General features: G+C 31.6%; 12 protein-coding genes. 8 read left to right on the top strand and 4 right to left on the bottom strand.

The window, feature by feature from the left end; translation table 11 throughout:
* Positions 1-30: 30 nt before the first annotated feature.
* From acs to dsrP, 7 genes are all read left to right on the top strand, one after another.
* Entirely contained in the window at positions 31-3,855 is a 3,825-nt protein-coding gene (gene acs / locus Q0352_RS04305; RefSeq protein ID WP_299524158.1) for an acetate--CoA ligase, read from the top strand.
* A 267-nt stretch (positions 3,856-4,122) separates the two neighbouring features.
* Positions 4,123-4,356: a chaperone NapD gene (locus Q0352_RS04310; protein ID WP_299524160.1), complete on the top strand. Its 234-nt coding sequence runs from the start codon at positions 4,123-4,125 to the stop codon at positions 4,354-4,356.
* A 4-nt stretch (positions 4,357-4,360) separates the two neighbouring features.
* A complete protein-coding gene (locus Q0352_RS04315) occupies positions 4,361-6,688 on the top strand; it encodes a molybdopterin-dependent oxidoreductase (RefSeq protein WP_299524162.1) in 2,328 nt (775 codons plus the stop codon).
* An 18-nt stretch (positions 6,689-6,706) separates the two neighbouring features.
* The gene (locus tag Q0352_RS04320) at positions 6,707-7,378 is read left to right on the top strand and encodes a cytochrome C (protein WP_299524165.1); all 672 of its coding nucleotides are present in this window, start codon (positions 6,707-6,709) and stop codon (positions 7,376-7,378) included.
* Between the two features lie 12 nt (positions 7,379-7,390).
* Positions 7,391-8,020 carry a cytochrome c3 family protein gene (locus Q0352_RS04325; RefSeq protein ID WP_299524168.1) on the top strand — a complete coding sequence of 210 codons (630 nt, stop codon included), beginning with the start codon at positions 7,391-7,393 and terminating at the stop codon, positions 8,018-8,020.
* A gap of 37 nt (positions 8,021-8,057) precedes the next feature.
* A complete protein-coding gene (locus Q0352_RS04330) occupies positions 8,058-9,110 on the top strand; it encodes a 4Fe-4S dicluster domain-containing protein (protein ID WP_299524171.1) in 1,053 nt (350 codons plus the stop codon).
* A gap of 152 nt (positions 9,111-9,262) precedes the next feature.
* Entirely contained in the window at positions 9,263-10,486 is a 1,224-nt protein-coding gene (gene dsrP / locus Q0352_RS04335) for a sulfate reduction electron transfer complex DsrMKJOP subunit DsrP (RefSeq protein ID WP_299524175.1), read from the top strand.
* A gap of 57 nt (positions 10,487-10,543) precedes the next feature.
* On the opposite strand, the gene Q0352_RS04340 is transcribed toward dsrP, so the two are convergent.
* The 4 genes from Q0352_RS04340 to Q0352_RS04355 form a co-directional block, all read right to left on the bottom strand.
* Positions 10,544-11,206 (bottom strand): PolC-type DNA polymerase III, encoded by a 663-nt coding sequence (locus tag Q0352_RS04340; RefSeq protein WP_299524178.1) that lies wholly within the window; start codon positions 11,204-11,206, stop codon positions 10,544-10,546.
* Positions 11,206-13,125 carry a DUF294 nucleotidyltransferase-like domain-containing protein gene (locus tag Q0352_RS04345; protein ID WP_299524181.1) on the bottom strand — a complete coding sequence of 640 codons (1,920 nt, stop codon included), beginning with the start codon at positions 13,123-13,125 and terminating at the stop codon, positions 11,206-11,208. The genes Q0352_RS04340 and Q0352_RS04345 overlap by 1 nt, the downstream gene beginning before the upstream one ends.
* A gap of 123 nt (positions 13,126-13,248) precedes the next feature.
* Entirely contained in the window at positions 13,249-14,010 is a 762-nt protein-coding gene (locus tag Q0352_RS04350; RefSeq protein WP_299524184.1) for a 1-acyl-sn-glycerol-3-phosphate acyltransferase, read from the bottom strand.
* Positions 14,011-15,099 carry a M42 family metallopeptidase gene (locus Q0352_RS04355; RefSeq protein WP_299524190.1) on the bottom strand — a complete coding sequence of 363 codons (1,089 nt, stop codon included), beginning with the start codon at positions 15,097-15,099 and terminating at the stop codon, positions 14,011-14,013. It abuts the gene before it with no gap.
* 153 nt (positions 15,100-15,252) lie between these two features.
* Here Q0352_RS04355 and Q0352_RS04360 point away from each other — a divergent pair, with 153 nt between their 5' ends.
* Positions 15,253-15,963 carry a DUF4294 domain-containing protein gene (locus Q0352_RS04360; protein WP_299524187.1) on the top strand — a complete coding sequence of 237 codons (711 nt, stop codon included), beginning with the start codon at positions 15,253-15,255 and terminating at the stop codon, positions 15,961-15,963.
* The last annotated feature ends 147 nt before the right edge of the window (positions 15,964-16,110 follow it).

A 16,110-nucleotide genomic window follows, 5' to 3' on the forward strand; every position in this document is an offset into this window, starting at 1 on the left:
AGCCTCTTATAACCATTAAAATTTGATCAAATGAGCTACCAAAAACATTATGACAGCAGTATTGAGAACCCAGAACAATTTTGGGAAGAACAAGCAAATAACTTAAAATGGTATAAAAAACCAACTACCATCTTATCTAAAGATGAAAACGGATTTGATCGTTGGTTTGCTGATGGGAAATTAAACATTTGCTATTTAGCGGTAGATAAACATGTTGAAGATGGATATGGAGATCAAACGGCCATTGTTTATGATTCTCCTGTAACACAACGAAAAGTGAACTTTACTTTTAATGAAGTTAAAAGTGAAGTAGAAAGATTGGCTGGTGGCCTTCGTGATTTAGGAGTTAAAAAAGGAGATACGATAATTATTTATATGCCAATGATTCCGCACGCAGCATTTAGTATGCTGGCTTGTGCGCGTATTGGAGCCATTCATTCAGTAGTTTTTGGGGGTTTTGCACCTCATGAATTGGCGATAAGAATTGACGATTGTAAACCGAAAGCTATAATTACTGCAACAGCTGGAGTTGAAGTGGATCGTTTAATTGCATACAAACCATTGGTTGATGAAGCGGTGGAATTGGCAGAGCATAAACCTGATAAGATAATTGTTTTTCAACGTAGGTTAGGAGCTATAATGACAAAAACTGAACGGTATGTAAGTTATAAAAAACTAGTAAAAAACTCTGAACCTGTTGATTGTGTTGAGATGAATTCAACAGATCCTTTGTACATTTTATATACTTCAGGTACCACAGGCAAACCAAAAGGTATTTTACGAGATACGGGTGGTTATGCTACAGCTCTAAAATACTCTATGAAAAATATTTATGGAGTGGATGAAGGTGATACTTTTTGGGCAGCATCAGATGTTGGTTGGGTAGTTGGACATAGTTTTATTGTTTACGGACCACTTTTAAATAGAAATACAACTATTATTTTTGAAGGAAAACCTATAAGAACTCCAGATGCAAGTACATTTTGGAGAATTATTAGTGAGAATAATGTGAAAGTAATGTTCACAGCGCCAACTGCTATTAGAGCTATTAAAAAAGAAGACCCAAATGGCGAGTTAATGAAAGATTACGATTTAAGTTGCTTAAAATATCAATTTTTAGCAGGTGAACGTTGTGATGTTTCTACGTTAAAATGGTTAGAAGAAAAATTAAATATTCCTGTAATTGATCATTGGTGGCAAACAGAATCTGGTTGGCCAATGGTATCAAATATGATGGGAGTTGAAGCGCTTCCTGTAAAACCTGGTTCTGCAGGAAAAGGAGTTAGCGGTTATGACGTTCAAATTTTAAATAATGAAGGACAAGAAGTTGGTGCTAATGTAGAAGGTTTGGTTGCTGTTAAATTGCCTTTGCCTCCAGGAAATTTATTAAATATTTGGGGTAATACAGAACGTTATGTTGAAGGTTATTTGAAAAAATTCCCAGGATATTATTTTTCAGGTGATGGTGGTTATAAAGATGATGAAGGCTATGTTTATATTACAGGTAGAGTAGATGATGTGATTAATGTTGCAGGTCACAGACTCTCAACAGCCGAAATGGAAGAAATTGTTGCTTCTAATCCATCAGTTGCGGAATGTGCAGTTTTTGGAATTGAAGACCAACTAAAAGGTCAAGTTCCCTTAGCATTGGTTGTTTTAAAATCGGGGGATTACATTTCTGGATTTGAGTTGGAATATAAAATAGTTCAAGAAGTTAGAAAACAAATTGGAGCTGTTGCTTCTCTAAAAAAAGTATTGATAGTTGCGCGATTACCAAAAACACGCTCAGGAAAAATTCTTCGAAAGTTATTAAGAAACATGGCTGACGGTGTTACGTATACAATACCTTCAACTATTGATGATCCTGAAATAATTACTGAAATTTTACATGAATTTAAACTTCATAAAATAGGTGTATTTGAACATGCAACTGAAGAAGAAAAACAAACTCTTGAAGATTTAAGAATTGATTCATTTATAAAATATTATAAATCATATCAACACAGCGTGAACGACCCTGAAGGATATTGGGCTCAAATTGCCGAGACATTTACTTGGCGAAAAAAATGGGATAAAGTTGTAGAGTACAATTGGGATACTCCAAAATTTGAGTGGTTTAAAGGTGCTAAATTAAATATAACTGAAAACTGTTTAGATCGACATTTAGAGAAAAGAGGTGATAGTACCGCTATAATTTGGGAACCTAATAATCCAAATGAAGCAAATAGAACTTTATCCTACAAAGAGTTACATGCTGAAGTAAGTAAATTTTCAAATGTACTTAAAAAAAGAGGTGTTGTTAAAGGAGATAGAATTTGTATCTATATGCCAATGGTGCCTGAATTAGCCATTGCAGTATTGGCTTGTGCAAGAATTGGAGCTGTTCATTCTGTGGTATTTGCAGGGTTTTCAGCAGTTGCATTATCAACAAGAATTAATGATGCAGAATGTAAAATACTTTTAACATCTGATGGTGTTTTTAGAGGTAGTAAAGCAGTTGATTTCAAAATTATTGTAGATGAAGCATTAGAAACTTGTCCAACTATTGAAACGTCGATTGTATTAAATAGAGTTAATGGAAATGTTAATATGAAAGAAGGACGTGATGTTTGGTGGCACGATGAATTAGCTTCGGTTGATGCAATTTGTCCAGCAGAAGAAATGGATGCAGAAGATATGTTATTTATTTTATACACTTCTGGTTCTACGGGTAAACCAAAAGGAATGGTTCATACTTGTGCGGGTTATATGGTACAAACAGCTCATAGTTTTAAAAATGTATTCCAATATGAACATGGAGATGTATATTTCTGTACTGCAGATATTGGTTGGATTACAGGTCATTCATACATTGTATATGGTCCGTTAGCGGCAGGAGCAACAACATTAATGTTTGAAGGCGTTCCTTCGTATCCAGATTATAGTCGTTTTTGGCAAATTGTTGAAAAGTATAAAGTGAATCAATTTTATACAGCACCAACAGCTATTAGAGCATTGGCTGCTCAAGGAAATGAAATGACTGAAAGAAACGATTTAAGTTCAATAAAAGTTTTAGGAACTGTTGGAGAACCTATAAATGAAGAGGCTTGGCACTGGTACGATGAAAAAATTGGAAAACAAAAATCTCCAATTGTAGATACTTGGTGGCAAACAGAAACAGGAAGTATTATGATTTCTCCTTTAGCGGGAGTAACACCAACAAAACCAACTTTTGCAACAAGACCTATGCCAGGAGTACAGCCCAGTTTAGTAGATGAAAAAGGTGAAGAATTAGTATCGAACCCGGCAGAGGGTAGGTTGTGTATTAAATATCCTTGGCCGTCAATTGCACGAACAATTTATGGAGATCATAAACGGTATAAAGAAACCTATTTTACAGCATTTCCTGGAAAATATTTTACAGGTGATGGAGCCTTTAGGGATTTAGAAGGAAATTATAGAATTATTGGTAGAGTAGATGATGTGGTTATTGTATCTGGTCATAATTTAGGAACAGCTCCAATTGAAAATGTAATTAATGAACATAGTAATGTGGTTGAATCTGCTATTGTTGGATACCCACATAGCATTAAAGGAAATGCATTGTATGCTTATGTAATAGTTTATGAAAAACCTGAGAATGAAGATTTCTTACGTAATGAAATTAATGAACTAATTGCGCGTACCATTGGGCCAATTGCAAAATTAGATAAGATTCAATTTGTACCAGATTTACCTAAAACACGTTCAGGTAAAATTATGAGACGTATTTTACGTAAAATAGCTGAAAATGAAACTTCAAATATGGGAGATATTTCAACTTTATTAAATCCAGATGTGGTAAAATCCATTATGGATGGATCATTAGTTAAATAAATTTATACTTAATAAGTTAAAGCGTTCTCAAATCTTGAGGACGCTTTTTTTGTTTTATTTCTTTATATAATTAAGTGAATTTATATTTTAAGTAAATTACTTAAAAGTATGATAGTTAAAGAGTTAATATAATATCAGATAAAAACATCCTATAAACCTTATTTAGAATTACTTCAAATTAAAGGACCAATTTATCTTTTATGATAAATATCATATTTTAAAGCGATTAAAAATATAATTTTGTAACATCAGTTACAAAGAAATAGTATGCCAATAAAAAGTTATATCCTTCATTGTGAGGACCAAAAAAAAGAGATTTTGCTAAAAGAGCTTCAAAAGTTGCCAAACTGTGAAGTAATTCCCGCCCAAAATCACGAGGTAATTGTTATAGTTACTGATACAGATTCAGAAGAAACAGACACAGAATTATACAATAAACTATTAGAAATTAAAGGCTTGAAACATTTGTCATTGGTTTCAGGTTTTGATGCTAAACAATAAAAATATGGTACAAACAAACGTAGATCGTAGATCTTTTATTAAAAAAATGGCTGCTGCAGCTGCAATGACTGCTGCTGCAACTATGTTTCCAGGAATTATTTTTGCTGCTGAACAAGTAGAAAATTTAACTAATGCAGGCAATTTAGATTGGAAAAAAGGACCTTGTCGCTTTTGTGGAGTAGGTTGTGGTATTTTAGTTGGAGTAGAAAACGGAAAAGCCGTTGCTGTAAAAGGGGACCCAAATAGTGAGGTTAACAAAGGACTGCTCTGTGTTAAAGGATATCACCAAACCATGTGTATTCAGGCAAAAGACCGTTTAACACATGCGTTAGTAAAAAAGAATGGAAGCTATGTAAAAACACCTATTAGTGAAGCGCTAGATATTGTTGCTAATAAAATGAAGCAAACAATTAAAGACCATGGAAAAGATTCTGTAGCCATGTATACTTCAGGACAATCTACAATTCCAGAAGGTTATGTTGCTTCAAAATTAATGAAAGGAGCTATTGGAACCAATAATTTAGATTGCAATGCTCGTTTGTGTATGGCAAGTGCAGTTACTGGGTTTTTAACAACTTTTGGAGCTGATGAACCAATGGGTTGTTATGAAGATATTGATTATGCAGATTACTTTATTACTTGGGGAAACAATATGGCAGAAATGCATCCAGTATTATTCTCAAGAATGTTGGAGCAAAAAAATAATAGAGGCGCTAAAATTATAGATTTTGCCACAAGAACAACTCGTTCAAGTATGGCAGCCAATAAATCTATATTGTTTGAACCTCAAACAGATTTAGCTGTTGCAAATGCAATTTGTTATGAAATAATTAATAATGGTTGGGTAAATAAATCATTTGTTGAAAAGCATTGTAATTTCAGTAAAGGTTCAACTAATATTGGTTATGGAACAGAAGATAAATTTAGCTTTAAAGATAAACCAGAAGGGATTAGTTTTGAAGAGTATAAGAAATTTTTAGAAGATTACACTCCAGAGAAAGTTGCAAAATATTCCAAAGTATCTGTAAAGGATATTAAATATTTGGCAAATATTTACGGAGACCCAAATAAAAAAGTAGTTTCATATTGGTGTATGGGTATGAACCAACATACACGTGGAACTTGGATTAATAATCTTGTTTATAATATACACTTATTAACAGGTAAAATTTCACAACCGGGTAATGGACCGTTTTCATTAACAGGTCAACCGTCAGCTTGTGGAACGGCTCGTGAAGTAGGAACATTTACACATAAATTACCAAAAGGTGTGGTAATGAATGAAGATCATAGAAGGCTTGCAGCTAAAATATGGAAAGTCCCTTATGAAAATATTTCACCAAAACCAACGTATCATGCAACAGAAATGTTTAGAGCAGTGGATAGAGGTGATATTAAATTTATTTGGACACAAGTTACAAACCCATTAGTGTCTTTACCAAAAACAAGTCGTTATCGCCCAGCAATGGAGAAAGATTCTTGTTTTGTAGTTGTTTCTGATGTGTTTCCAACACCAACTTCGGATGTTGCAGATGTAATTTTACCAGCTTGCTGGCATATTGAGAAGGGTGGTTTGTATGGTAATTCAGAAAGAAGAACGCAACATTGGGATAAAATGGTGGAAGGACCTGGAGATACAATGGCTGATGCTTGGATGACTATTGAAGTTGCTAAGCGTATGGGTTATGGAGATTTATTCCCATATACTGAAGAAAATCACGTTGATGAAATATATAACGAATACAGACAATTTCATGAAGGTGCAAAACACGGAATGGCACCTTTAGAAGTTTTGAAAAAAGAATCAGGTGTAATTTGGCCTTATGTAGAAGGTAAATCTACACAATGGAGATTCAACGCAAAATATGATCCTGCTTGTAAAAATGGTGAAGATTTTGAATTTTATGGAAAACCAGATGGAAAAGCTGTTATTTGGCAACGTCCTTTTGAACCAGCTGCTGAATCCCCAGATCAAGAATTTCCATTTTGGTTAAATACAGGGCGTGTTATTGAACATTGGCATACTGGATCTATGACAAGAAGAATTCCTGTGCTGCACAAAGCAATGCCAAATGCATATGTAGAATTACATCCTGAGGATGCTACTAAATTTGGAATTAGAAATGGCGAAAAAGTAAAAGTGACTTCGCGTAGAGGTTCTTGTACATTACCAGCATCTATTAACGAAAGAGGATTACCAACAAGAGGACAAGTTTTTGTACCATTTTTTGATGAAAGTCTATTGATTAATGATGTTACATTAGATGCATTTTGTCCAATTTCAAAAGAGCCAGATTATAAAAAATGTGCTGTAAAAATTGAAAAAGTATAACAAAGCAATTCTTTAATTATGAAAAGATTATATTTTATAGGAATATTTGCTTTGCTTATTGGAGCTACTATTTTTACTTGGTCTAAAAGTTATTATGCCGAACAAGAAGAAGCATATGTTCAATTACCAGTTGAAAAAGGCATAGCATTAATTCCTTCAGAAAAAGGAGTTTTTGAGCGTTCAAAATTCGCAAATGATTATTCAACAATGCGAGAAGATTATAAAGGTGGAAGAAGTTTAGAAACCTATTATAATAACAGAGCATTTCACGGAGCTCCTCCAAGTATTCCTCATCCAATTATTGAAGATTTCAAGATAGGAGATAAAAGTTGTTTAAAATGCCATGAAAACGGAGGGTATGTAGCCAAGTTTAAAGCTTTTACGCCTGTTGTACCACATCCTGAAAAGGTAAATTGTCGTCAATGTCACGTTACAGAAAAAACGAAAGGATTGTTTAAAGGAACAAATTCAAGTGCATTTTCAAGACCAAGTATAAACAATGAAGCATTTGAAGGTGGACCTCCTATAATTCCACATCAAATTCAGTTGCATGAAAATTGTTTAGCGTGTCACGCTGGGCCTTCTGCTCCAGTTGAAATTAGAGTATTACATCCAGAACGTTCCAATTGTAGACAATGTCATGTGTTGAATAACAAAGAAATGACTGACATTGGGGATTTTATAAGATAAAAGATGAAGCAAATGACAACAAAATTAGTAGTAAAAACAATAACGATAGTTATCTGTTTATTTGCGATGTCTTGTAAACATAGTGATGAACATAAGTACCATACTGTTATTGATAAAATTGAAGCCGAAAGTCTAAATTACGATGCTGTAACGGTTAGCTCTGAAACATTTAATGAAACTATTAACACCGTAAAAGTAAGTGAAGATGGTTATGAATTTTTAATTCCTGAAAGAAAGAGTCAAATAGCTTCTTATAATTGTACGGAATGCCATACACAACCAATTGAGAAATTAAAACAAGATCAAGTAGGAGAAAAAGCGGCGCATTGGAACATAAAAATAGAGCATGCAGGTTTAGAAACTATGAATTGTGCAACTTGTCATACATCAAATAATATGGATGAATTACATAGTTTAACTAATAGCCCAATAGATTTTAATTTAAGTTATAAGTTGTGTAGTCAATGTCATCAACAAGAATTTAAAGATTGGAAAGGTGGTGCACACGGGAAGCAACTAGGAGGTTGGGCTCCGCCAAGACTATCTAATACATGTGTTAACTGTCATAATCCACATAAACCAGCATTTGAAAAACGTTGGCCAGTTAGATTTAATACAACTGTTGAACAGGAACGCAAGTAATTAAGAAATAACAATTGTTTTTATAAAATAGTAAACAATGAGTGAAACGAATAAAAAATGGTATTCTTTAAATTTGAATCAATCTAAAAAGTCAGATTCTTGTGGATGTGGCAATAACGAAGGTTCTTGTTCAGAAGAAAAGCCAAAGGACGGATTCGACCAAATTATGGACGTTTCTATGAGCCGAAGATCAGCCTTTAAAAAAATTACAGCAGGTTTAGTTATAGGCGCAGGTGCGGTAAGTACAGCTTGTAGTGTAGTAAGTGGTGATGAAAGTAAAGAAAAATCTGGTATTGAATGGGATGAATATTTTAAAGGGAATTACAAGTTAATGACCGATGAAGATAAAAACAAAACAGTTGATCGTTTAACGAGATCTTACGAATTACGTACAGGGAAAAATTTAAGCATGTCATCTAAAGATGCTGAAGAAGATGTATTGTTTGGATATGCATTTAATATTTCTAAATGTCAGGGGTATATGGATTGTGTAAATGCGTGTGTTGAAGAAAACAATCAAGACAGGTCTACAGAAATGCAGTATATCCGTATTCATGAAATGGAAGATGGAAAAGGCTTTAATTTTGAAGAATCGGATGATAATTATTATCATGAAGTTCCTGCAGAAAATCATTTTTATATGGGAACCCAGTGTTTTCATTGTGATAACCCACCATGTGTTGAGGTTTGTCCAGTACAAGCTACTTGGAAAGAAAAAGATGGAATTGTTGTAATAGATTATGATTGGTGTATTGGTTGTAGATATTGTATGGCTGCTTGTCCTTATGATGGAAGACGTTTTAATTGGAAAACACCTGAAGTTCCTGAGCAAGAAGTTAATAAAAAACAACATTATTTAGGGAATAGATTGCGTAAGAAAGGTGTTATGGAAAAATGTACTTTCTGTATTCAACGTACACGTGAAGGACAAAACCCAGCTTGTGTTGAAGCTTGTCCAACAGGATCTAGAACTTTTGGTAATTTATTAGATCCAAAAAGTAACATTCGTTGGATTTTGGAAAACAAAAAAGTGTTCAGATTAAAAGAAGATTTAGGTACGGAACCTAAGTTTTGGTATTATATGGATTAATGAGTAACAAACTAACTTTATAGATTTTAGTTAATATAGTGCGTTAGGGATAGAGCGACTTGTTTGAGCTATTTTTATTGAGAAATAAAAAAGCGAGTAGCGAAAGCCCGACCTTTTAAGAATTAAAAGGGAACGCCCAAATAAAAATAAAAATGAAGACATTAAAAGTTTTTGGCAGTTTAGTTAAAGATGCATTTTTAGAGGTAACTCATGGAAGTAAATCGTACCATATTTGGATGGCGGTATTATCTTTTATAATGCTTTTTGGAATGTATAATTATAGTATTCAGTTAGAAGAAGGACTGAGTGCTACAGGTATGACAGACCGTGTGAGTTGGGGATTGTATATCTCTAATTTTACTTTTTTGGTTGGTGTTGCCGCTGCCGCTGTTATGTTGGTTTTACCAGCGTATGTGTTAAAAAATATTGATTTTAAACAAGCAGTTTTAATTGGTGAAGGCCTTGCTGTTTCTGCTTTATTAATGTGTTTGGCATTTGTTGTTGCAGATATGGGTGGGCCTGCTCGTTTATGGCATATGATCCCTATAATTGGGGTTTTTAATTTTCCGAATTCTATGTTAGCTTGGGATGTTATTGTGCTAAACGGTTACTTGTTTATTAATATTACTATACCATTATATATTTTAATAATGCGTTACCAAGGGAAAACTCCTAACCCAAAAATTTATATTCCAGGAGTATTTATTTCTGTGTTTTGGGCAGTAGGAATTCATATGGTTACAGCATTTTTATATCAAGGATTACAAGCACGTCCGTTTTGGAATAATGCTTTATTAGGACCTCGATTTTTAGCTTCGGCATTTGCTGCTGGTCCAGCTTTAATTATTATTGTATTAGCAATTATCAGAAAATTTACGGCTTTTAAAGTACCAGATAATACAATCAAGAAAATTAGTATGATTGTGACAGTTGCAGCTCAGATAAACTTAATCATGTTAATTTCTGAATTGTTTAAAGAATTTTATGCACCAACACATCATAGTATTAGTGCTGTTTATTTATTCTTTGGAATTGGAGATAAAACAGCTTTGTTACCTTGGATATGGACTTCTATAAGCTTGAATGTTTTTGCAACAGTTGCATTAACGTTTCATAAAGTACGAAGCAATTTAAAGTTACTTTATGTTTTATGCGGAATGTTATTTGTTGCTATTTGGATTGAAAAAGGTTTTGGTTTAATTGTACCTGGGTTTATTCCTGGTCCTTGGGGAAAAATAGCAGAATATACGCCTAGTTTAGTTGAAATTTCGGTAACATTAGGAATTTGGGCAATGGGAGCATTTATATTTACAGTATTGGCTAAAACAGGAATTGCCATTGAATTAGGACAATTAGTTTATAAAAAGAAGAAATAACTACTAAATTAATCAATTAAACTTAAAAGCCTATTCAAATTTGAATAGGTTTTTTTTTTAAATCAACCCTTTCTTATTTGAGGTTCTAAACAAGTCTGAATAATGAACACTACGTTCTTGTTTTAATTTTGAAACAATTTTTAAAAAAGCGATGGCAGTGATAAATGCATCTCCAGAAGATGTATGTCTATCGTGTTTTGGAATGTTGAATTCATTGCATAAAATATCTAATGAAAAGTGAGTGTCTTTTTTTCCATCTAATTTTTTATACAACATTCCAGTGTCAATACTTTTATTTTTTAAGTTAGGGAAGTTTAATCTTTTTAAAGCAACATTTATCATTTCAATATCAAAAGCAGTATGATGTGCTACTAAAACAGCATTTCCTAGATAGTTTATAAATTGTTCAAGAGCTTCGGCTTCACTCAATTTAAGTAGATTTCCATCTTTTAATATTCCGTGAATTTCAACAGTTTCAGATTTAAACTCATCTTGTTTTAAATAAACTTCAAAACTATCTGAAACATCAATTACATTATTAAAAATACTAATGGCACCTATGGACAATAACCGATCTGTTGAAGTTTCTAAACCAGTAGTTTCAGTATCAAAAACAACAAATCGTGTATTTTCGATAGTATTGGGTTGAGAAGTTTTAAACTTCTTTAAATATTCAACCCAAAAAAAAGGGTAATTTTTATGTTTAAACCACGAAAGCATTACATCATTTGAGATAAATTATACCTAACATTTAACAACTCCTGAATGTCTTTTATAGGCTTAAAGCATCCTTTCAATTTTAATTTTTCTGATTTGTTTAATTTGTCAAGTTCAATATACCTACCAGAATCGTGATGTTTTATTCCTTGCTTTGTTCTGTAACGCAGCAATATTTTAAAAGCATCAATACATGATAAATATAAATCTGCATTTTGAGGTTCCATTTTTACTAATTTACTAAATCTGGCAATTGTATTGTTTTTATCCTTAATATCTAAGGATAAAGTTAGTAATCTGGCAGCATCAATTAATGGCATTAATGCTCTGCTTTTTAAATCGAATTGATCTTTATGTTCGCCATCATGCTCAACTAAAAATTGTCTAAAAAAACCAAGAGGAGGAGGGTTTAATAGTGCATTTCGCCCCAAGAAATTTAAAAATATTTCATATGTATGAATTGAATTAAAAATGCTGTTAGCCATTTCAGAAGTCAATTTTTTATCCCCATAAATTAAATTGTAATCAAAAAATATGGTACATAACATAATGCTATCTTCACTAGGTTTTGTTATCCAATTATTAAATTGAGCTTTCCATTCGGTTAATGATAAGCACCAGTTTGGGTTGCTTGCCATCATGTCTGCTGGACAATATTCAAAACCAATAATGTGAAGTTTATTAGTAACTTTTTTTGCAAGTAGTAAAAAGTAATCTTTTGTTGTTTTATAATTTTCTTTAGAAACATCTTCAAAAACTAACGCATTATCTTGGTCGGTAGTTAGGAGTTGTTCTTTTCTGCCTTGACTTCCTAAAGCTAACCAACCAAATTTAACGGGAGGTTGAGTTTCCATTTCTTCTAAAGAAAGGTCTAAAGCTTTTATGGTAATTGCATCATTTATTTCTGAAATAATTTTTGAAATAAATATGATTGGGATACTTTGTTCTATATAACCTTTTAGAAGATTTGATGCTTTCTCTTTTATATACTTTAATTTTTCAGTGTCTTTTGCACGTTTTATTTCTTTTATTAATACAGAAGGATTATTGCCGTGTAATACAACAATATCATGTTCAGATAAAATACCAACTAATTCAGAAGTTGGTTTTCCATTTGCGGTAATGCATAAATGTGTTACTTTATATTTAATCATTGCTATTTGAGCTTCTGCAATGGTAATTTCTTTAGGAAAAGTGATTACTGGTGAAGACATAATTTTGGAAATATTTTCATTAATAGAAACCAATCCTGTTGCTATTTTTAAGCGTAAATCTTTATCAGTAATAATACCTAAAGGAATTTTATTTTCAGCTATTAAAATTGAGCCAACCTTTTTTGAACTCATTATTTGAGCAGCTTCTTTTATAGTAGCATTTTTAGAACAAGTAATGGGGTTTTTACTAAATTCAGCTGTTCGTACTTCTGAAAAATTGGAATCTATGGTTTCAAGTGTTTCAACATTGGCAAATAATTGACCATTATTGGTTTTGGCATACGGTGTTTTTATATTTGAAGAAAAGCTAGCTATTATAAATTTTTGGACTTTATTATTAATTTTTATAATTTCTTTTAATAAATCAACAGAAACAGCATATAAAATAGATTCTTCATTTGCTTTAGCACTCATTAAGTAATGATCGTTTTGAATTAAAGGTCTTAATCCAAAAACATCACCTTCATCACATATATCAACTAAAATTTGATCATTTCCCATAGTTCTATATAAACCAATGGCACCATCTTTTACAATGTAAAAATGAAGATGCGGATTTTCTTCTTGCTTGAATATAAAATTTCCTTTTTCTATGTAAGTTACTTTTACCTGTGAAGCAATTTGAAATAATTGTTCTTTTTCTAAAACATCAAAAGGAGGAAAGTTTTTTAAAAAATCGAAGATACGTTCAGCAATTGTATTTTTCATAAAGAATAGGAATAGGATATAATTAATAAACTTACAAAAATATGTCGTCAAAATTATATTCTAGAACATAAAAAAAGCCCATCAAATTAATTTCTGATGAGCTTTCTAACATTTTATTGATAATTAGGAGTTATTTTGATCCCAATCTTTTCTAAAGCGAAGAAGTTCATTATCAATTTTCATTTTTGTTGATGCAATTAGTTCTTCTACATCATTAGAATATATAGGATCTAAATAACTGACTTTAATTTCAGTTCTCCATTTTCCAAAACACCTTAAAAAATGAGGAACAAATGTATCATCACCAATCCAAGCATCATCAAGGTTTTTATAATCTACTGCAACTGGAATTACAGGAACACCTAATTGAGCTGCTAAAACAAAAGCACCTGGTTTAAACTTTATAGTAGTTGGTTCTATATGAGTGGTTCCTTCAGGAGTGTTTAGTATTGAAAATCCTTTTTCTAAAACTAAACGAATTTCGTTTATAGTTTCTGTTCTACTTTCTTTATCTTCTCTTTTTACAAATATAACACCAGTAGTTTTACAAACATTTCCTATTAAAGGCCAAGATGCTACTTCTTTCTTTCCAATTGGATAGGCTAAAATATTTCTTAAAATAACCAATGGATCAAAATAACTTCTATGGTTTGAAATAATTAAACCTGAAACTTTAGGTTCATTACCATAAATGGTGATTTTAGAACCTAAAACTAGATGTAAAAGTCTAATTATAAATCGTCTGTGAACAATACCATTTTTAATTTTCTTGTCTTTGTTTTTAAAAAACAGATTGGTTAATAATAAGACGCTATAAACAGTTAAAGTAATAAGTAAAAAAAGCAGCAATCTAATTGCTGCTAAAAGTGTTCTAAGTATTATCATTTAATCGAAATAACTAAATGTTTCACCATCTTTAATAGAAAGTAATGTTTCGTAAATTAATTTAATGACATTTTCAACATCATCTTTATGAACCATTTCTACCGTAGTATGCATATAACGTAGCGCTAATGAAATTAATGCTGATGGAACACCACCATTACTATAGGCAAAAGCATCCGTATCAGTTCCTGTTGCACGAGAAGAAGCTAAACGTTGAAAAGGAATTTTATTTGCAATAGCTGTATCAACAATTAAATCGCGTAAATTATGTTGAACAGCAGGAGCATAACTAATAACGGGTCCGTCACCTGAAATTGTTTCTCCTTCTTTCTTCTTGTCAATCATTGGTGTTGAAGTGTCATGACAAACATCTGTAATTATGGCAATATTTGGTTTAATAGTATGAGTAATCATTTCTGCACCTCGCAAACCAATTTCTTCTTGTACAGAATTTGTGATATATAAACCAAAAGGAAGTTTTTTGTTATTCTCTTTTAATAATCGTGCAACTTCTGCAATCATAAAGCCACCCATTCTATTGTCAAGTGCTCTGCAAACAAAGTTGTTTTTATTTAAAATGAAGAAAGTGTCAGGATAGGTAATAACACAACCAACGTGAACACCTAATGCTTCAACTTCTTCTTTCTTTTTACAACCAACATCAATAAAAATATTATCTAATTTAGGAGTTTCTTCTTTCCCGCTAATACGAGTATGTATTGCCGGCCATCCAAAAACACCTTTTACTATACCTTCTTTAGTATGAATATTCACAATTTTTGAAGGTGCGATTTGATGATCGCTTCCACCATTTCTAATTACATATATTAAACCTTCTGGTGTAATATAATTTACATACCAAGAAATTTCATCGGCATGCCCTTCAATAACTACCTTAAATTTTGCATCAGGATTAATAATACCAACTGCTGTACCGTAGCTATCCGTAATAAAAGTGTCAACATATGGTTTTAGATAATCCATCCAAATTTTCTGACCTTCACTTTCATAACCAGTAGGAGAGGCATTATTCAAGTACTTTTCTAAAAAAGTAATCGATTTTTTGTTTAATATTTTTTTACTCATAATTATAGTGTTGTTTAAAAAAAACGAATATACTAAATTGTTGATAAGACGAACAATTTAATGAGTTATTTAAAGTTTAAATAATTTAAAAAGTTATTATGAAATAGATTTCTGAAAGTTGTATTTTTGAAATCTGTTTAGAATTAAATATTAAAAATGACATACAATATTAAAGTAGGTATATTAATACCTTTATTATTTATGAGCTCTTTTCTTTTTTCTCAAGTAGAAAGAGATATAGATTCTGTATTATTAACGGATCGTTATATTATTTTTGAAGGTGATACCTTATTAATAGAACTAAACGAAGTTCTTTTATTAAAAAAATTAAATTTTAAAACAGATTACGATCGTCGTTATTATTATTGGTTTCGTAAAAAAACTTTAAAAGCATACCCTTATGCTAAATTAGCGACAGATAGGTTGAATGTTTTAACAGAAAGATTAGAAAACATTAAGTCTAAAAGAAAAAAGAGAGTGTACACAAAACGAATTCAAAAATATTTAGAAGAAGAGTTAACAGATCAACTAAAGAAGCTTACAAGAACTGAAGGTCGTATATTAATAAAGTTGGTACATAGACAAACTGGAGACACATCTTTTATATTAATTAAAAATTTAAGAAGTGGATGGAAAGCATTTTGGTATAATACTACAGCAAATTTATTCAAGTTGTCTTTAAAAGATGAATACGACCCTATCAATAATAAGGAAGACTTTTTAATAGAAGATATATTACAACGTGCATTTATTGATGGAGTTTTAGAAGAACAGCCATCTAAATTAGAATTTAATTATTTAGAATTAACCGAAAAATGGATTGATGTTCCAAAACCAGAAGTTAAAAAGAAGCCTAAGAAACAATAATAATTAAACTTGATATTGTAAAATCATAAGAAATTCACTATATTAGTTGCCCTCATTTAATAAATAACCCCTTGTAAGTTTTTTTTTAATTTTTGTAACCTACACAATTTCAATGTGGTAAAATAGGAGTTAAATTTTTTTAAAAGA

Origin of the sequence: uncultured Lutibacter sp., assembly GCF_937891065.1 — a bacterium.
GTDB lineage: Bacteria > Bacteroidota > Bacteroidia > Flavobacteriales > Flavobacteriaceae > Lutibacter.